14 protein-coding genes and 1 pseudogene are annotated in these 17,230 nt (G+C 70.1%); 5 read left to right on the forward strand and 10 right to left on the reverse strand.

All coding sequences use genetic code 11. The features are described from left to right. Window positions 1-103 precede the first annotated feature (103 nt). From AC1Z4A_RS06755 to AC1Z4A_RS06780, 6 genes are all read right to left on the reverse strand, one after another. Window positions 104-1,564 carry a glutamate synthase subunit beta gene (locus AC1Z4A_RS06755; RefSeq protein WP_483676925.1) on the reverse strand — a complete coding sequence of 487 codons (1,461 nt, stop codon included), beginning with the start codon at window positions 1,562-1,564 and terminating at the stop codon, window positions 104-106. Beyond that, on the reverse strand, window positions 1,557-6,113 hold the full coding sequence (gltB, locus tag AC1Z4A_RS06760; RefSeq protein WP_483676926.1) for a glutamate synthase large subunit: 4,557 nt from the start codon (window positions 6,111-6,113) through the stop codon (window positions 1,557-1,559). The genes AC1Z4A_RS06755 and gltB overlap by 8 nt, the downstream gene beginning before the upstream one ends. A gap of 391 nt (window positions 6,114-6,504) precedes the next feature. Next, the gene (locus tag AC1Z4A_RS06765; RefSeq protein WP_483676927.1) at window positions 6,505-7,236 is read right to left on the reverse strand and encodes a VIT1/CCC1 transporter family protein; all 732 of its coding nucleotides are present in this window, start codon (window positions 7,234-7,236) and stop codon (window positions 6,505-6,507) included. Between the two features lie 264 nt (window positions 7,237-7,500). Continuing rightward, window positions 7,501-8,430: a prolipoprotein diacylglyceryl transferase gene (gene lgt / locus AC1Z4A_RS06770; protein ID WP_483676928.1), complete on the reverse strand. Its 930-nt coding sequence runs from the start codon at window positions 8,428-8,430 to the stop codon at window positions 7,501-7,503. Window positions 8,431-8,535: 105 nt separating this feature from the next. Then, on the reverse strand, window positions 8,536-9,480 hold the full coding sequence (locus AC1Z4A_RS06775) for a hypothetical protein (protein ID WP_483676929.1): 945 nt from the start codon (window positions 9,478-9,480) through the stop codon (window positions 8,536-8,538). A 226-nt stretch (window positions 9,481-9,706) separates the two neighbouring features. After that, on the reverse strand, window positions 9,707-10,294 hold the full coding sequence (locus AC1Z4A_RS06780) for a DUF3995 domain-containing protein (RefSeq protein ID WP_483676930.1): 588 nt from the start codon (window positions 10,292-10,294) through the stop codon (window positions 9,707-9,709). 377 nt (window positions 10,295-10,671) lie between these two features. Here AC1Z4A_RS06780 and AC1Z4A_RS06785 point away from each other — a divergent pair, with 377 nt between their 5' ends. Together AC1Z4A_RS06785 and AC1Z4A_RS06790 are read left to right on the forward strand one after the other, a co-directional pair. Beyond that, window positions 10,672-11,370, forward strand: a complete 699-nt coding sequence (locus AC1Z4A_RS06785) for a hypothetical protein (protein ID WP_483676931.1) — start codon at window positions 10,672-10,674, stop codon at window positions 11,368-11,370. 189 nt (window positions 11,371-11,559) lie between these two features. Beyond that, window positions 11,560-12,030: a hypothetical protein gene (locus tag AC1Z4A_RS06790; protein ID WP_483676932.1), complete on the forward strand. Its 471-nt coding sequence runs from the start codon at window positions 11,560-11,562 to the stop codon at window positions 12,028-12,030. On the opposite strand, the gene AC1Z4A_RS06795 is transcribed toward AC1Z4A_RS06790, so the two are convergent. Beyond that, a complete protein-coding gene (locus AC1Z4A_RS06795) occupies window positions 12,027-12,425 on the reverse strand; it encodes a MerR family transcriptional regulator (protein WP_483676933.1) in 399 nt (132 codons plus the stop codon). The two genes, AC1Z4A_RS06790 and AC1Z4A_RS06795, sit on opposite strands and share 4 nt — an antisense overlap. Before the next feature lie 127 nt (window positions 12,426-12,552). On the opposite strand from AC1Z4A_RS06795, the gene AC1Z4A_RS06800 reads away from it, so the two are divergent. Both AC1Z4A_RS06800 and AC1Z4A_RS06805 read left to right on the forward strand, forming a co-directional pair. Then, window positions 12,553-13,218 carry a class II aldolase/adducin family protein gene (locus AC1Z4A_RS06800; protein WP_483676934.1) on the forward strand — a complete coding sequence of 222 codons (666 nt, stop codon included), beginning with the start codon at window positions 12,553-12,555 and terminating at the stop codon, window positions 13,216-13,218. Then, window positions 13,215-13,673, forward strand: a complete 459-nt coding sequence (locus AC1Z4A_RS06805; protein WP_483676935.1) for a carboxymuconolactone decarboxylase family protein — start codon at window positions 13,215-13,217, stop codon at window positions 13,671-13,673. The genes AC1Z4A_RS06800 and AC1Z4A_RS06805 overlap by 4 nt, the downstream gene beginning before the upstream one ends. Window positions 13,674-13,713: 40 nt before the next feature. Here AC1Z4A_RS06805 and AC1Z4A_RS06810 read toward each other — a convergent pair whose 3' ends face one another. The 3 genes and pseudogenes from AC1Z4A_RS06810 to AC1Z4A_RS06820 all read right to left on the reverse strand — a co-directional run bounded on the left by AC1Z4A_RS06810 (window position 13,714) and on the right by AC1Z4A_RS06820 (window position 16,484). Further along, entirely contained in the window at window positions 13,714-14,778 is a 1,065-nt protein-coding gene (locus tag AC1Z4A_RS06810; RefSeq protein WP_483683524.1) for a cytochrome P450, read from the reverse strand. 207 nt (window positions 14,779-14,985) lie between these two features. After that, window positions 14,986-16,356 (reverse strand): annotated as a pseudogene (locus AC1Z4A_RS06815) (NAD(P)/FAD-dependent oxidoreductase); the annotation flags it as partial. Then, complete coding sequence (locus AC1Z4A_RS06820; protein WP_483676936.1) at window positions 16,353-16,484, reverse strand: ferredoxin reductase; 132 nt, start codon at window positions 16,482-16,484, stop codon at window positions 16,353-16,355. The pseudogene AC1Z4A_RS06815 and the gene AC1Z4A_RS06820, both read right to left, overlap by 4 nt. A gap of 150 nt (window positions 16,485-16,634) precedes the next feature. Here AC1Z4A_RS06820 and AC1Z4A_RS06825 point away from each other — a divergent pair, with 150 nt between their 5' ends. Next, entirely contained in the window at window positions 16,635-17,192 is a 558-nt protein-coding gene (locus tag AC1Z4A_RS06825; RefSeq protein ID WP_483676937.1) for a GNAT family N-acetyltransferase, read from the forward strand. Window positions 17,193-17,230 lie beyond the last annotated feature (38 nt).

A 17,230-nucleotide genomic window follows, 5' to 3' on the forward strand; every position in this document is an offset into this window, starting at 1 on the left:
CCCGATCCCGCCCCTTCCCGAAACTGGGGGCTCCGCCCCCAGACCCCCGAGGTCGGGGATGGGGGTGGGGGCGAAGCCCTCAGGCCTTTGGTCCGGGGAAAGGTCAGACCGTCAGGGCGCGGTCCGTTGGGCGGATCGGAGCCGGGAGCGTGCTGGTGCCCGTCAGGTAGCGGTCAACGCCTCGCGCCGCCGACCGCCCCTCCGCAATCGCCCACACGATCAGCGACTGCCCCCGCCCCGCGTCCCCTGCGACGAACACACCCGGCACGTTCGTCGCGAAGTCCGCATCCCGCGCGACGTTGCCCCGCGCATCCAGCTCCAGCCCGAACTGCTCGACCAGACCGTTCGCACGGTCGGTCCCCGTGAAACCCATCGCCAGAGTGACGAGCTGCGCCGGAATGCGACGTTCCGTACCCGGCTTCTGCTCGAGCTTGCCGTCGACGAACGACACCTCCACCAGGTGCAGCCACTGCACGTTCCCGTCCTCGTCGCCCTCGAAGTGCGTCGTGGAGACGGAGTAGACCCGCTCCCCGCCCTCCTCGTGCGCCGAAGTGACCTTGTAGAGCATGGGGAAGGTCGGCCACGGCTGCCCGGCGTTCCGCTCCTCGCCCGGCCGGGGCATGATCTCCAGCTGGGTGACGGAAGCCGCACCCTGCCGGTGCGCCGTGCCGACGCAGTCCGCCCCGGTGTCGCCGCCGCCGATGACGACGACGTGCTTGCCCTCGGCAGTAATCGACGGGGCGACGAGGTCGCCCTCCTGCACCTTGTTGGCGACGGGCAGGTACTCCATGGCGAAGTGGACGCCACGCAGCTCGCGCCCGGGCACGGGCAGGTCGCGGGAGGTGGTGGCACCGGCCGCGACGACGACCGCGTCGTACCGCTTGCGCAGCGTCGCGGCGTCGATGTCCCGCCCGATCTCCACCTCCGTACGGAACTTCGTGCCCTCCGCCCGCATCTGCTCGATGCGCCGGTTGATGTGCCGCTTCTCCATCTTGAACTCGGGGATGCCGTAGCGCAGCAGCCCGCCGATGCGGTCGGCGCGCTCGTACACCGCGACCGTGTGGCCGGCCCGGGTCAGCTGCTGGGCAGCGGCCAGGCCGGCCGGGCCGGAGCCGATGACGGCGACCGTCTTGCCGGAGAGGCGCTCGGGCGGCTGGGGGGTGACGTCCCCGGTCTCCCACGCCTTGTCGATGATGGTGACCTCGACGTTCTTGATGGTGACGGGCGGCTGGTTGATGCCCAGCACGCACGCGGCCTCGCAGGGCGCCGGGCACAGCCGCCCGGTGAACTCGGGGAAGTTGTTGGTCGCGTGCAGCCGCTCGCTGGCGGCACGCCAGTCGTCGCGGTAGGCGTAGTCGTTCCACTCGGGGATGAGGTTTCCGAGCGGGCAGCCGTTGTGGCAGAAGGGGATGCCGCAGTCCATGCAGCGGCCGGCCTGCTTGCCGACGATCGGCAGCAGGGAGCCGGGGACATAGACCTCGTTCCAGTCGCGGACGCGCTCCTCGACAGGGCGGGTGCGGGCGACCTCGCGGTCGGTGGTCAGGAAGCCCTTGGGGTCAGCCATGGATCGCCGCCTCCATCATCTTCTCGTGGGTCTCGGTCTCGGAGAGACCCGCGCGCTCGGCGGCGTCCTTGGCGGCGAGCACTGCCTTGTACGTGGTGGGCATGACCTTGCGGAAGCGGGTCACGGCCGTGTCCCAGTCGGCGAGGAGGCCGGCCGCGACGGTGGAGGCGGTCTCCTCGTGGTGGCGGCGCACCACGTCGTGCAGCCACCTGCGGTCGGCGTCGTCGAGGGGTTCGACGGCGCCGGCCAGCTCCTTGTTGACGTGGTCGGTGTCGAGGTCGACGACGTAGGCGACGCCGCCGGACATGCCGGCCGCGAAGTTGCGCCCGGTGGGGCCGAGGACGACGGCCCGGCCGCCGGTCATGTACTCGCAGCCGTGGTCGCCGACGCCCTCGGAGACGACGGTGGCGCCGGAGTTGCGGACGCAGAAGCGCTCGCCGACGCTGCCGCGCAGGAACATCTCGCCGCCGGTCGCGCCGTAGGCGAGGGTGTTGCCCGCGATGGTGGAGTACTCGGCCAGGTGGTCGGCGCCCCGGTCGGGGCGGACGACGATGCGGCCGCCGGAGAGGCCCTTGCCGACGTAGTCGTTGGCGTCGCCCTCCAGCCGCAGGGTGATGCCGCGCGGCAGGAACGCGCCGAAGGACTGGCCCGCGGAGCCGGTGAAGGTGATGTCGACGGTGTCGTCGGGCAGGCCCGCGCCGCCGTACTTCTTGGTCACCTCGTGGCCGAGCATGGTGCCGACGGTCCGGTTGATGTTGCGGATCGGCAGCCGGGCCCGGACGGGCCGGGCGTCCTCGGCGCCGACGGTGTTGAGTGCGTCGGCGGCGAGCTTGATCAGCTGGTTGTCGAGGGCCTTGGCCAGGCCGTGGTCCTGCTCGGTGGTGCAGTGGCGGACGGCGCCCACGGGCAGGTCCGGCACGTGCAGCAGCGGCTCCAGGTCCAGGCCCTGGGCCTTCCAGTGGCCGACCGCCCGGCTGACGTCGAGGAATTCGGCGTGGCCGACGGCCTCCTCGAGGGTGCGGAAGCCCAGCTCGGCGAGGATTTCGCGGACCTCCTCGGCGATGAACTCGAAGAAGCTGACGACGAATTCGGCCTTGCCGCTGAACCGCTCGCGCAGCACGGGGTTCTGGGTGGCGATGCCGACGGGGCAGGTGTCGAGGTGGCAGACGCGCATCATGACGCAGCCGGAGACGACCAGCGGCGCGGTCGCGAAGCCGAACTCCTCGGCGCCGAGGAGGGCGGCGACGACGACGTCGCGGCCGGTCTTCAGCTGGCCGTCGGTCTGCACGACGATGCGGTCGCGCAGGCCGTTGAGCAGCAGCGTCTGCTGGGTCTCGGCGAGGCCCAGCTCCCAGGGGCCGCCCGCGTGCTTGAGGGAGGTGAGCGGGGAGGCGCCGGTGCCGCCGTCGTGGCCGGAGATGAGCACGACGTCGGCGTGGGCCTTGGAGACGCCCGCCGCGACCGTGCCGACGCCGACCTCGGACACCAGCTTCACATGGATGCGGGCGGCCGGGTTGGCGTTCTTGAGGTCGTGGATGAGCTGGGCGAGGTCCTCGATGGAGTAGATGTCGTGGTGCGGGGGCGGCGAGATCAGGCCGACGCCCGGGGTGGAGTGCCGGGTCCTGGCGACCCAGGGGTAGACCTTGTGGCCGGGCAGCTGGCCGCCCTCGCCGGGCTTGGCGCCCTGGGCCATCTTGATCTGGATGTCGTCGGAGTTGACCAGGTATTCGCTGGTCACGCCGAAGCGCCCGGAGGCCACCTGCTTGATGCTGGAGCGGCGCGCGGGGTCGTAGAGGCGGTCGGGGTCCTCGCCGCCCTCACCGGTGTTGGACTTGGCGCCCAGCCGGTTCATGGCGATGGCGAGGGTCTCGTGGGCCTCCCGGGAGATCGAGCCGTACGACATGGCGCCGGTCGAGAAGCGCTTGACGATCTCGCCGACGGGCTCGACCTCGTCGAGGGGGACGGGGGTGCGGCCGGAGGCGAAGGAGAACAGGCCGCGGAGCGTCATCAGCCGCTCGGACTGCTCGTTCACGCGCTGCGTGTACTGCTTGAAGATGTCGTAGCGGCGGGCGCGCGTGGAGTGCTGGAGCCGGAAGACGGTGTCCGGGTCGAACAGGTGCGGCTCGCCCTCGCGCCGCCACTGGTACTCGCCGCCGATCTCCAGCCTGCGGTGGCTGGTGGGGATGCCGGTGGCGGGGTAGGCCTTGGCGTGCCGGGCGGCGACCTCGCGGGCGACGACGTCCAGTCCGGCGCCGCCGATCTTGGTGGCGGTGCCGTGGAAGTAGGTGTCGACGAAGGCCTCGTCGAGGCCGATGGCCTCGAAGACCTGGGCGCCGCGGTAGGAGGCGACGGTCGAGATGCCCATCTTGGACATGACCTTCAGGACGCCCTTGCCGAGCGCCTTGATGAGGTTGCGGATGGCATCCTCGGGGGCGGTGTCCGGCAGGAACGTCCCTGCACGGACTAGGTCCTCGACGGACTCCATGGCGAGGTACGGGTTGACGGCCGCGGCCCCGTAGCCGATGAGCAGGGCGACGTGGTGGACCTCGCGGACGTCGCCGGCCTCGATCAGCAGGCCGACCTTGGTGCGCTGCTTGGTGCGGATGAGGTGGTGGTGGATGGCCGAGGTCAGCAGGAGGGAGGGAACCGGGGCGTGCTCGGCGTCGGAGTGCCGGTCGGAGAGCACGATCAGCCGGGCGCCGCCCTCGATGGCCGCGTCGGCCTCGGCGCACATCGCCTCCAGGCGGGCGGCCAGGGCCTCGCCGCCGCCGGAGACCCGGTAGAGGCCGGAGAGGGTCACGGCCTTCAGGCCCGGCAGGTTGCCGTCGGCGTTGATGTGGATGAGCTTGGCCAGCTCGTCGTTGTCGATGACCGGGAAGGGCAGCGTGACGCTGCGGCAGGACGCGGCCGTCGGCTCCAGCAGGTTGCGCTGGGGGCCGAGGGAGGAGATCAGCGAGGTGACCAGCTCCTCGCGGATGGCGTCCAGCGGCGGGTTGGTGACCTGCGCGAACAGCTGGGTGAAGTAGTCGAAGAGCAGCCGCGGCCGCTCGGACAGGGCCGCGATGGGCGAGTCCGTGCCCATCGAACCGATGGGCTCGGCGCCGGTCTTGGCCATGGGCGCGAGGATGACGCGCAGCTCCTCCTCGGTGTAGCCGAAGGTCTGCTGGCGCCGGGTGACCGAGGCGTGGGTGTGCACGATGTGCTCGCGCTCGGGCAGGTCGGCCAGGTCGATGAGGCCGGCCTCCAGCCACTCCTGGTAGGGCTGTTCGGCGGCGAGGGCGGCCTTGATCTCGTCGTCCTCGATGATGCGGTGGCCCTCGGTGTCCACGAGGAACATCCGGCCGGGCTGCAGGCGCCCCTTGCGGACGACCTTGGCGGGGTCGATGTCGAGGACGCCGACCTCGGAGGAGAGGACGACCAGACCGTCGTCGGTGACCCAGTAGCGGCCGGGGCGCAGGCCGTTGCGGTCGAGAACGGCGCCGACGAGGGTGCCGTCGGTGAAGGTGACGCAGGCCGGACCGTCCCAGGGCTCCATCAGGGTGGAGTGGTACTGGTAGAAGGCGCGCCGGGCCGGGTCCATGGAGGCGTGGTTCTCCCAGGCCTCGGGGATCATCATCAGCACGCTGTGCGGCAGCGAACGCCCGCCGAGGTGGAGCAGCTCCAGGACCTCGTCGAAGGAGGCGGAGTCGGAGGCGTCGGGGGTACAGACGGGAAAGAGGCGCTCGAGGTTCTTCCCCTCACCGAACAGCTCGGAGGCCAGCTGGGATTCCCGCGCCCGCATCCAGTTGCGGTTGCCCCGGACGGTGTTGATCTCGCCGTTGTGGGCGACGAAGCGGTAGGGGTGGGCGAGCGGCCAGCTGGGGAACGTGTTGGTGGAGAAGCGCGAGTGGACGAGCGCGATGGCGGTGGCGCAGCGCCGGTCGGAGAGGTCCGGGAAGAACGGCTCGAGCTGCCCGGTGGTGAGCATGCCCTTGTAGACGATGGTGCGGGCGGAGAGCGAGGGGAAGTAGACGCCCGCCTCGCGCTCGGCGCGCTTGCGCAGGACGAAGGCCGCGCGGTCGAGGGCGAGGCCGGTGGCCTTGCCGTGGGCGTCCGCGACGAACAGCTGCCGGAAGGCGGGCATGGTGGCGCGGGCGCCGGAGCCGAGCAGCTCGGGGGCGACGGGGACGGTGCGCCAGCCGAGGACGGCGAGCCCTTCCTCGGCGGCGATGGTCTCGATCTGCGAGACGGCGGCGTCCGCGTCGGCCTCGTCGGCCGGGAGGAAGGCGATGCCGACGGCGTACGAGCCGGCGTCCGGCAGCTCGAAGGAGACGCTGTGGCGCAGGAAGTCGTCCGGGACCTGCATCAGGATGCCGGCGCCGTCGCCCGAGTCGGGGTCGGAGCCGGTGGCGCCGCGGTGCTCCATGTTGCGGAGGACGGTGAGCGCCTGCTCCACGAGCGCGTGGCTCGCCTCGCCGGTCAGAGTCGCGACAAAGCCCACGCCACAGGCGTCGTGCTCATTGCGAGGGTCGTACATCCCCTGCTGGGCGGGGTGGGATGCGTGGCGCATCGGCGCTCCCGTCGTCGTTTGGCAGTCATGTCGTGATGCATGTGCCGAGGGACGACGCTGGCCCTCCGCGAAGAATGTGCTGCGCGTGTGCTGCGAAATTTGGTGCAGGCTACATGATGGAACGCTTCTCGAAAAGTGGATGAAACATTCCAGCATGTGGACACGTGCACGCGCTGGTGAGCGCAAGGTGGGATTGCGGGTGCGGGTGCACGCTCCGGAACTGCGGGGATCACCCGGCCCGGCCGCACCGCACCGGCATACGCCGCAAAGCGGGCGGCGTTGCCCGCTGCGCTACCGGATTGTGCCCTGCACCCACGAACCTGAAACCGCGGCGAAATACGCACGGCGCATGACTGGCGCGCGACATCCTATGCGGGGTTCCGCATAAGCATCACCCGACAGCGGTGCCGAAGGCAATACCGAGAAGGTAAGTAACCCCCGCGGCCGCCCCGCCCAGCAGCAGCTGTCGCAGCCCGCTGAACCACCACGACCGCGCCGTCACACGCGCCACGACGGCACCACAGGCAAACAGCCCGACCAGCGCCAGCAGCACGGCAGGCCACAGCTCGGTGGCGCCGAGCAGGTACGGCAGGACGGGCAGCAGCGCGCCCAGCGCGAACGAGCCGAACGAGGACGCGGCGGCCACGGTGGGCGAGGGCAGGTCGGCCGGGTCTATGCCCAGCTCCTCACGGGCGTGGATCTCCAGCGCCTGCTCCGGGTCCTTGGACAGCTGCCGGGCGACCTCGCGCGCCAGCTTGGGCTCGACGCCGCGCGACTCGTACAGCGCGGCCAGCTCCTCCAGCTCGTCCGCGGGGTGCTTGCGCAGCTCGCGGCGCTCCACGTCCAGCTCGGCGAGGACGAGTTCGCGCTGGGAGGCGACGGAGGTGTACTCGCCGGCCGCCATGGAGAACGCACCGGCGGCGAGGCCCGCGAGCCCGGCGATGACGATCGTCTCGGAGGAGGCGGCGCCACCGGCCACGCCGGTCATCAGGGCGATGTTGGAGACCAGCCCGTCCATGGCCCCGAACACGGCGGGCCGGAGCCATCCGCCGTTCACATCGCGGTGCGTGTGGTTGTCACGGTGGGCGACGTGCGTCGCTGCGGCCGTGTCGAGGACAGCCATGAGTGCGGGTGCTCCCTTCCCCAGGGGCACGGCTCGCCATGAGCCCGCCCCTCTTCTGATCTCTGATCTCTGACTCGAAGGTACGCACGATCGGGGGTGATCCGCTAGCAAGGAAGGCCGAACTTACCTCGCTGACCTGCGGTTATGCGGCTGGGGATGTTGGGGTGGGGCGGGGGAAGGGACGGGTTTCCGGCCAGGGGACGAAAAAATCCGCCGCGGCGGCGAGGGGCCGCGGCAGCGGATTCTTACGAGGCGACGGAGGCGTCAGAGCTTCTTGGGAACGGTCTTCCCGGACCCGGGCGTGACGTCCTGGGCACCCTGGACGGCCTCGGCGGACCCCTCCGAGCCCTTCGCGCCCTCCGCCGCTTCCTCGGCGGCAGCGGGCTCGACGACCAGCTCCCGCCCGGGAACCTTCTTCGAAGAGATCACGATGTAGGCGATCGCGGCGAGGAAGAGCAGGATCGAGGTCCACCCGTTGAGACGGAGCCCCAGGACGTGGTGGGCCTCGTCGACGCGCAGGTACTCGGTCCAGAACCGCCCGACGGTGTAGGCGGCGACGTACACGGCGAAGGCCCGCCCGTGCCCGAGCTTGAAGCGGCGGTCGGCCCAGATGACGAGCGCCGCGACGCCGAGGCACCACAGGGACTCGTACAGGAACGTCGGGTGGTACAGCCCGCCGACGCGCCCGGTCGCCGGGTTGTCGTCGATCTTCAAGGCCCACGGCAGATCGGTGGCCCTGCCGTACAGCTCCTGGTTGAACCAGTTGCCCCAGCGGCCGATGGCCTGGGCCACGGCGAGCCCCGGCGCGACGGCGTCGGCCCAGGCCGGGAGCGGGATGCCGCGGCGGCGGCAGCCGATCCACGCACCGACCGCACCGAGCGCGACCGCGCCCCAGATACCGAGTCCGCCTTCCCAGATCTTGAAGGCGTTGACCCAGTTCCGGCCGGGGCCGAAGTACAGCTCGTAATCAGTGATCACGTGGTAGAGCCGACCGCCGAGCAGCCCGAAGGGCACGGCCCACACGGCGATGTCGGCCACGGTCCCGGCCCGGCCGCCGCGTGCGATCCAGCGCTTGTTGCTGAGCCAGACGGCTACGAAGACGCCGATGATGATGCAGAAGGCATAGCCACGCAGCGGGATCGGTCCGAGATGGATCACGCCGGTGGAGGGGCTGGGAATGTATGCGAGTTCCATGACACCTCCGACGCTACCTTGCCGGAACGCGCAGGTGGCACCCCACCCGACGCAACGGGTGCGTAACGGCACGGGGTGCACGGGGGTACACACGGTCACCGTGAGTCAGGTGCGGGTGGCCTTGCCGCACTCGCCGGGGCCCAGCTCGCGGCTGCGATCGTAGGGGTCGACGGCGGGACCGGACGGCTTCGTATCCTCGGCCTCCTTGTGACGCCGCCCACCAGTGCGGAACTGGGGGTGCACGAAACCGTCGTAAACGCCGCAGGTGGTGTTGCCGATATCCCTGATGAGACGACCGAGCCGGAGCTTGCCGGGCGTCACTCGGAAACGGTCGGGATCGAGCACCTCTGTGTCCATTTCACGGCGCACGATGGTGCGCGCGACCTCCCGGGCCCCTTTCTCCGTCTTCGCCAGCGGATAGACGAAGGTGTAGTCGGCGTGGATGGTGACGCGGCCGTTCTTGCCCTCCGCGAAGGTCATGCGCCCTCGCGTCTTGACCGTGTCTCCGACCAAGCGCACCTCATTCGGGTCGAAGCGGCTGAAAAACCGGAGCGGATCGTTCTCCCGGCTGGGCTCGCTCAGGCCCGCGTTCACCTTGGCGATCACGGCTTCCTGCCCCGGATCGAGCAGGTCCAGCGCGGTGGTGGGGCGCTCTCCGCGAATGGTCGCGGGGTCGAGGTTGGCGGCGACGAGGAAGTCCTTGGTCAGCTTCAGACCGGCGGCGACCTGCTCCTTCGACATGTCGCCCACGGGCGTGGCCTCGGGCAGGACGATGCCGGCCGCGCCGTCGGCGTACTGCTCGGCGGGCGACCCGGCGAAGGGGTGGTCGAGGGTTGCCATGCCCTCGGGCGAGTCGGGGGCGTCGCTGGGCCGCTCGGTCTCGGGGGCGAGGGGGGCGGGGTGGCTGCTCGACGCCTTGTCGGAGCGGTCGTGGCGGAACCGGTCGAGCAGATGGTTGCCGGGGTTGAGCACGAGCACGACCGCCGCCCCGGCGACGATCACCCCGATGCCGCCGAGGATCCGCCGCTTACGGGCGGCCCGCCCGTTCATCGCCTGCCACGCGGGCCCGGTGTGCCAGCCTTCGGGATACCGGGGCGCGTCGCTCTCAGGCTTCCGGTTCCGATTCCGGCCTATGAGTCGGCTTCCCGAAGGTCTTCGGGACGCGGACGACTCGGGCGACTCGGACGGTTCGATGGTCACTGCACGCTCTCTCGTATTACGGGGTTTCAGATGAGAGCAGCACTGTAAAGGCGGGCTAAATGCGAGCCGTCGGCGGTCACCCGATTCCGGCGACGAGGGCGGCGACGGAAAGCGCCAGCGCACCGAGCCCGCCGACCGTCCCGGCCATCGCGGCGTCCCGGCGGTCGCCGACCCCACTGAGATGAACCCGCGCAGCGAGCGCAAAGGCAACCCCGCCGGCCACGAACCAAGGCCCCCAGAGACAGGTGTACCAACGGCTCACGGACCGCAGCTCCGCATCGATGCCGACGAGGTGGGTCTCGACGAGCAGCCCCTGCACGATGAAGAGCGCCCCGTGGAAGACGAGCAGCACTGCGCCGCCCCACGCCATGAGCTGCAGAGCCCGATTGGCCCCGCGCCCCCAGACCCGCCGCCGGACAAGAGCGAGCCCCAGCACGGCACCGACGACTTTGAGCACACCGGTCACCCACAGCACGGCGATGAATCCGGGGTCCCGGTCCTCCGCGAGCTTCACGAGTGACGGCGCAATGGTGGACTCGGCCCCGGCCAGCCCGCCCATGGCCCAGTAGAAACTGGGGATGGCGAAGGCCAGCCCCCACACGGCAACCGCGTAGCCCGGCCATCCGCCAGGGCGGCTCACCGCATCTTCAAGACGAACCTTCATGATCGCGATTCTGCCCCCGGCCATCGGCGTCGGATGCGCGGGGGTGGGGCCTGGGCAGATTCGTTCGGATCAGCGGGCGGACCAGAGGAAGGCGCCTGACTGGGTGTCCGAAACTTTTCGGTCACATTGTGGGCCCCGGCCTGCTGAAAACGGAACCTACCCCCGGTACACGACCGCAAGCGCGTGAGCTGTGCGGCGCACAATCCCCTTGTTGCAAATGGTGATTGCTGTCGACAGCAACTGAGGATGGCCGGTTCGCCCCCACAGGGGTCGACGCGTCACACGTGGTCTCCCTAGCTTGCTGATGGCCGAATCGCATCGTGAGGGTTCGGCAACGGAAGTACACGGCAGTCACCTCAAGGGGGACCATGCGTAAGGTGAATGCACGTCGGTACGCCGTCGCCTCGGCGGGCCTCGGGCTCGCGGCCGGGCTGTTCGCAGCGGTGCCGGCATCCGCAACGGCAGCAGCGCCCTCCGCTCGGGGCTCGTCCGGAGACGTGGAGTTCTCCGTCTTCGACAACGGATCCGGAATTCCGAGGAACTCCTCGTTCCGGCTGGCCGACCTCGGCCGGCACGGGATTCCGGAGTCCGCGGTGAAGCAGCTCGGCGCCGGGAAGGCGCCCCGCACCACCGGGACGGAGAGCGCAACACTCAGCGGCCCCGACGACCTGGTGGGGCAGTGGAAGGACCGTGACGGCTGGACCGTCTACATGCGGCGGGGATACTACGACCCCGTCAAGGACAAGGGCTTCGGGCTCACCAAGATAGAACAGAAGCACAACCTCACCATGAAGGCCGTCGAGGCCACCACGAAGTACCCGCGCCCGGGAGCCGCGGGGAAGCAGAAGTTCGCCGGGTATCCGGACACCTGGAACTACTTCACCGACGTACTGCACGTGAAGTGCAGCGGCTGGTGGATCTTCAGGACCTGCCGCGTCGACAAGGTCCAGGCCGTCCGTGCGGGAGTAGACTTCAGCGTCAAAATCCCGATGCTGCCCAAGGGCGTCATCACCGCCTACTGCGAGGGCGTGCAGGGGCGTTGCCCCGACTGGGTCAAGAACGCCATCAACATCTGATCCGCCCCTGATCCATCCCGCGCCAGGAGGGTCCTCCCGATGAGCCGACACCCGGTCCGGCCGTCCCGCACACTGCCTGCGGCCGAGTGGTGGGCGCCGTTGCTCGTCGATCTGGGTGCCGTTCAGTGCGGGAGTGCCGAACTCGGCCTGTGTATCCGGAATATCGACCTCACCTCCGGACATGCACGGGTGACCGTGCAATGGCCCGGCACCCCCGCCACCACCCTCCTGCCCGACCCCGAGGCCGGCCGCGACGCGCTCCTGCAGGCGATCGCCGCGGTCGGCCCCGCCCGGCTTGCCGACGACGAGCCGGCGGACTCCGCGTCCGCACCGCTTGCCGGCCACGGCTGGCTGCTCGACGAACTCGGGCGGCGAAGCGACGCCTGGTACGCGTATCTCGCCGAACCGGTCGAGCTGCTCCGGGTGGAGACCGACGGCCGCCGGACCACGGATGTCGCCGTGGGGCGCACCTCGCACGGCGACGTGGTGGAGGTCCATGTCCCCCTGGCCGGGCTGGGGGCCGACGGCATGGACGTCGGCCTCACGTACACCATCGTCGAGCGCGCCGTGACCGTCACACCACACGACCTCCGGCCGACCGACCCGGTGCAGGGCCGCCCCACCTTCTCCACCGGCCTTCCGGGCGAGGGCCCGGGCTAGTACTCCGGTGCGACTTCGTGTGCCGGTCGGCGCCAGGTCGCCATCTGCTCCTGGAACTTGGGACAGGTGAGAATGTCCTGCTTGCTGCACTGCAGGGCATGCGCCAGCAGCTGCTGAGCGTGGTCGAGGTCGACCATGAGCTGCTCGATCTCGACGAGCTTGGACCGGATCATTGCTGCTCTGCGTGGCTGCTCCTGCTGGAACTCCCTGATCTGGGCGAGGGTCAGCCCGGCCTGCTGGCACTTACGCAGCAGCACGATCCGCTCGGCGGCCTCCGGCGGATAGCGGCGTTGCCCGCTCTGGCGTTGGGGTGTCGGCAGCAGGCCGTGGCGTTCCCAGAACCGGATGGCGGAGGCGGGCACTCCGGTGAGTTCGGCGAGTCGGCCGATCGTCATCAGCATGTCATTCCCCCGCTCTCATGCAGACGCTTGACTTAAACCCTAGTTCAAGTCGGAGGCTGCTGTTACGCGGACCGGCGGCGCACCAGCGGCCGCCGGCCAGGAGAGTCTTGGAGAGACTGCGATGACAGACGCACCTGAACTGAACGACCCGGCTCACCAGCTCGTCGAGGCTGCCAGGCAGCTCTTCGTCGCGGGAGTGATGTCGCACTCCGGTCACGCCAACCTGAGCGTACGGCTCGACGGCGAGCGCTTCCTGCTCTCCCCGGGGTGGGTGCGTGACCTGCGGTCCGAACAGCTGGCGACCCTCAACCTCGACGGACAGGTCCTGGAGGGCGAACTGAAGGCCGCCGGCGCCGAGATCATCGCCATGCACAGCGTCGTCTACCGCGCCCGCCCGCAGGTGGGTGCGGTGATCCACACCCACTCGCCGGCCGCGACGGCCTTCGCAGTGGCCCACCGGCCGCTGCCGTGCCGGACCGAGCCGATGCTCCGCTTCGGGCAGGCCGAGGACGTGCCGGTGGTGCCCTGGGGGCCGCGCGGTTCGGACGTCTCGGTCCGGGGCATCACCGAGGTCCTGGAACGTCGCCCGACGACGGCTGCGGTCCTGCTGGCCAACCACGGCCTCCTGGTCTTCGGCGCCGACGCGCAGGCTGCCGCCCACCTCGTGATGGCGATCGAGGAGAGCGCCGAGGCGGAACTCGCGGCGCGGGCGCTCGGCGGGGCCGTGGACTTCCCCGACGGCGCCCTGGAGGCCGTTCGCGCGTCGATGGCCCGGGTTGCCTCATGAGGGCCGACGACCGCACGAGGGACGGCGAGCGTATGACGGACGGTGACTGCACGACGGACGGCGACCTCGCCCAGCGAGCCGAGGCCCTGCGGGACCGCTACCGCTCGACGCTGGGCGCCGTCCCGCACGGGGCGGAGGACCGGCTCCACGTGGCCCGGACCCTCGGCCGACTCCACACGGAGGAGGCGTTCATGACGCTGCGGCACATCGTGCTGACCGACAACCCGCTCGGCGCGCGGGTCCAGCAACTCGTCCACTTCGGCCAGCTGCTGGCGCTCGGCCGCCCGGGTCCCGCCCGGATCCACGCCCGTGGAGCCCTGCACGCGGGGGCCGGGCTCGCCGAACTCGCCGGAGTGGCCGAAACCGCGCTGATCACCTCGGGCACGCCGGCCTATGCGCTCGGCATCGAGATCATCGGCGAACTCCTGCGGGGCGAGGAGGACACGGCAGGCTGAGCGGAGACCCCCACCTCGAATTCGCCCCTCGGCTGCCGCGTCAACCGCCACCCTGCTCGACGTCCAGATGGATCGGACCCCGAAGAACGGGGCTGGGCCGGTACGGCGGCGGGTCGGCGACCAGCCTGGGGCGGTCGAGCCGGCGTACCAACTCGGTCAGCGCAATCTGGGTTTCCCGCCGGGCCAGCGGGCCGCCGAAACACAGGTGGATGCCGCTGCCGAACCCCAGGTGCTGGTTGTCGTGCCGATCCGGGTCGAAGCGGTCCGGATCGTGGAAGCGCTTCGGATCGCGGCTGCCCGAGGCCAGCATGAGCATGATCCGCGAGCCCTGGGGGATGACGGTGTCGGCGACGGTGACGTCGCTGTACGCCACCCGCCAGGGAAGGATGTGCACGGGGGGCTCGTAGCGCAGCAGTTCCTCGACCAGCGGCACGACGAGGTCCGGTTCGTCGCGCAGTCGCTGCAGCACCTGCGGGTGGCGCAGCAGCGTCAGCATGCCGTTGGCGATGAGGTTGACGACGGTCTCATGGCCGGCGATGAGGAGCAGTCTGGCGGTGGCGACGATTTCGGCGTCGGCCATCCGGCCGTCGGGCCCGTCGTCGTTGGCCAGCCGTGACAGCAGGCCGTCTCCCGGCCGGCCGTGGCGCTGTTCCACCAGCTCGCCGAGGTACTGACGCAAGTCCTTGCGGGCCTGTACACCCTTGTCCAGTTTCTCCTTCGGGTCGGTCTCGGGGTTGTAGTCGATCGAGTTCATGATGTCGTTCACCCAGAGGTGGAACGTCGGCTCGTCCCCGCGTGGCACGCCGAGCAAGCGACAGGTCACGGTTACGGGGAACGGGAGGGCGAAATCGTCGACGACGTCGATCCGTTCCTTGCCCGCCAAGTCGTCGATCAGACTGCCGACGGTGGCGGTCAGGAAGCCGTCAAGTCCGGTCACCAGCCCAGGGGTGTGCGGGGGGCCGAAGTGACGCATCGCCATACGCCGCAGGCGATCGTGCTCGGGCGAGTCCATGTGGATGAACGACGACGTGGCCCCTTCCTCGGCCGGGGGCACCGGACACGACAGATTGCTCAGGTCGGAACTCAGATGCGGGTCACTGAGCATGTCCGTGATCTCGCGATAGGTGCTGATGACGTAGCTGCCGTCCTCCTGCCGAGCCACCGGCGTCCTGCGCAACTCGGCATACAGCGGGTAGGGGTCGGCCCGGGCGGAGTAGTCGTAGATCCGTTGCAGCGTGCCGGGCGTGCCGGACGTGCCGGGCGTCCCGGTCGTGGTCGTCCGGCCTTCCTCCTGCCGATGCCGGTGCACGGCCGTGACGCGGCGCTCACCCGGGTCACGTCCTGTGACGACCACCGTGGCACCCTGCGCGAGCAGGGCGGGGCCGGGGAAGTCGACGGGCACCGGTTTCATGTCGGCCGGCTGGTCCGGCGTGGGGCAGGGGGGCGGGAAAGGTGCGGCCGCCTCGATCAGCCGTCGGTAGTGGTCCAGCCACTTACCGTTGTCGAAGCTCACGGCAGCCGTGACGCGGCCCCGATAGCCATAGGCGGTGACGAAACGGTGGTCGGCCGGCGATCCCTGGGTGACGACCACCTCGTCGGCGAAGGCCGGTACGCCGACGGACTTGATGTTGACGCCGAACTGGATCGACCAGAACAGCGGGATGGACAGGTAGGGCCGGCGGTCCGCCTGGGCACTGACCATGTTGTGTGCCGCGACCTCTGCCTGCTCCACGGCGTTGGCCCAGTGCTCCAGTGAGATGAGCCGGTATTCGTAGAGGGGGTTCGGGCAACGTGCCACGTCTCCCGCTGCGAAGACGTCGTCGGTGACGCGGCCGTTGATGTCGAGGGCGCGGCACTCCGTGTCACAGGTGATTCCCCATACGCCCGCCGCCAGTCCCGACCCCCGCAGCCACTCGGTGTTGCGGATGCTTCCGAGTGCCACCACCGCCACATCGGCGTCGACCGTACTGCCGTCGTCGAAGTGGGCACGGCGAAACCGTCCCTGCGCGTCGCCCTCCAGCCGGGCGACCTTGACACCGCACCGCAGGTCGACACCGTGAGCGCGCTGCATGTCGGCCGCAACCTCGCCGATCATGGCGCCGAGCGCCCCGACCAGCGGGGCCGGCGCGAGTTCGGCGACGGTCACCGGGATGTCCCGCTCGCGGCAGACGGAGGCGATCTCGGAGCCGGTGAATCCCGCACCGATGACCAGCACACGGGAGGGCCGGGCGGCGAGGGCCCGCTGCAGGCTCTCGGCATGCTCGCGGGTACGTACGACGAACACGCCGTCCAGGGCCGCCTCGGACTCGACGAACCACGGCCGCGCCCGTACCCCGGTAGAGATCAGCACCCGGTCGAAGGGAACCTCGCGTCCGTCGGCGAGACGCACGTGGTTCGCCGCGAGGTCCAGCCCGCTGGCGGGCACGCCCAGCAGCCACTCCGCATCGATGCCACGACGGCGGGGCAAAGTAGTGCCCCCGGCCGGCACCCACCCGGTCAGTACCTGCTTGGACAGGGGAGGCCGGTCGTAGGGCTCGCCCAACTCGTCACCAATCATGGTCAACGATCCGGTGAAACCCTCGTCTCGCAGAGCCTCCGCGGCCCGCAGCCCCGCCAGCGAAGCCCCGACGACCACGATGCGGCCATCGCGCTTGAACGCACGCAGGTTGTCGGCACTGGTCATGACGGCGACGCCTCCGCCGGTGCGTGCCGCACCTCCAACCGGTCGACCAGGATCGCCTGGTCCGGGCAGGCCGCCGCTGCGCGTAGCACCTGGTCGCGCTGGGCGTCGTCGGGGTTCGGGGCGTACATGAGCGCTTCCTCGGAATCAGCGTAACAACGGGCACCGATACCGGCGAGCCCGATGCCTTGGTGGAGAACCGGCGTACGCGGCACGGCGGGCAACACCTGCCTCGGCGTGCCTGTCGGCCTCGCGCGCACAGCAGCGTGATCAAATAGGGCATGGCATCGTCCTGGACTGGTCATCGGGTACGCCTGCGTGCTGTCGAGCCCGACGACTGGACGGCGTTCGCGCATTTCGCCGACGACGACGGGCCGCGAGGGGGCCGACTGGATCTGCCGCGGTCCGCCGAGAGCTACCGTGCCTGGGCGAAGGAGCAGGCCGTTGCCGAGTGCGATGACGACCGCTTCCGGTTGGCGGTCGAAGCGACGGCCACGGGAGAGCTGGTCGGTACAGTCGGCACACATCGCACCGGCCCTCGCTCAGGCTGGTTCGAGTTCGATATCACCATCGGCGCCGGCCACCGGCGCATGGGCTACGCGACGGAAGCCGTGGTGCTGCTGCTGCGCTTCATGTTCGCCGAGCGGCGCTATCACAAATGCCTGGCGGCGGTTTTGGCCCCCAACGAGGCATCGCTGGCGCTTTTTCGTGGGCTCGGCTTCACCGAGGAGGGGCGCTTGCGGGAACACGTTTTCTTCGGCGGCCGGCACCACGACCTCGTCATGATGGGCATGCTCGCCGACGAGTTCGACCAGCGACACACGATGAGCGAACCATGAGCCGGTGATCCGAGCGCGTGGGGAACGGCACTCGGTAG

Source organism: Streptomyces sp. 17_S59, from assembly GCF_056930295.1.

What these genes read in the sequence shown, in the direction of transcription:
- AC1Z4A_RS06755 (WP_483676925.1), bottom strand. Translation starts at nt 1,564, where the DNA reads ATGGCTGACCCCAAGGGCTTCCTGACCACCGACCGCGAGGTCGCCCGC.
- gltB (WP_483676926.1), bottom strand. Translation starts at nt 6,113, where the DNA reads ATGCGCCACGCATCCCACCCCGCCCAGCAGGGGATGTACGACCCTCGC.
- AC1Z4A_RS06765 (WP_483676927.1), bottom strand. Translation starts at nt 7,236, where the DNA reads ATGGCTGTCCTCGACACGGCCGCAGCGACGCACGTCGCCCACCGTGAC.
- lgt (WP_483676928.1), bottom strand. Translation starts at nt 8,430, where the DNA reads ATGGAACTCGCATACATTCCCAGCCCCTCCACCGGCGTGATCCATCTC.
- AC1Z4A_RS06775 (WP_483676929.1), bottom strand. Translation starts at nt 9,480, where the DNA reads ATGAACGGGCGGGCCGCCCGTAAGCGGCGGATCCTCGGCGGCATCGGG.
- AC1Z4A_RS06780 (WP_483676930.1), bottom strand. Translation starts at nt 10,294, where the DNA reads ATGAAGGTTCGTCTTGAAGATGCGGTGAGCCGCCCTGGCGGATGGCCG.
- AC1Z4A_RS06795 (WP_483676933.1), bottom strand. Translation starts at nt 12,425, where the DNA reads ATGACGATCGGCCGACTCGCCGAACTCACCGGAGTGCCCGCCTCCGCC.
- AC1Z4A_RS06800 (WP_483676934.1), top strand. Translation starts at nt 12,553, where the DNA reads ATGACAGACGCACCTGAACTGAACGACCCGGCTCACCAGCTCGTCGAG.
- AC1Z4A_RS06805 (WP_483676935.1), top strand. Translation starts at nt 13,215, where the DNA reads ATGAGGGCCGACGACCGCACGAGGGACGGCGAGCGTATGACGGACGGT.
- AC1Z4A_RS06810 (WP_483683524.1), bottom strand. Translation starts at nt 14,778, where the DNA reads ATGCTCAGTGACCCGCATCTGAGTTCCGACCTGAGCAATCTGTCGTGT.
- AC1Z4A_RS06820 (WP_483676936.1), bottom strand. Translation starts at nt 16,484, where the DNA reads ATGTACGCCCCGAACCCCGACGACGCCCAGCGCGACCAGGTGCTACGC.
- AC1Z4A_RS06825 (WP_483676937.1), top strand. Translation starts at nt 16,635, where the DNA reads ATGGCATCGTCCTGGACTGGTCATCGGGTACGCCTGCGTGCTGTCGAG.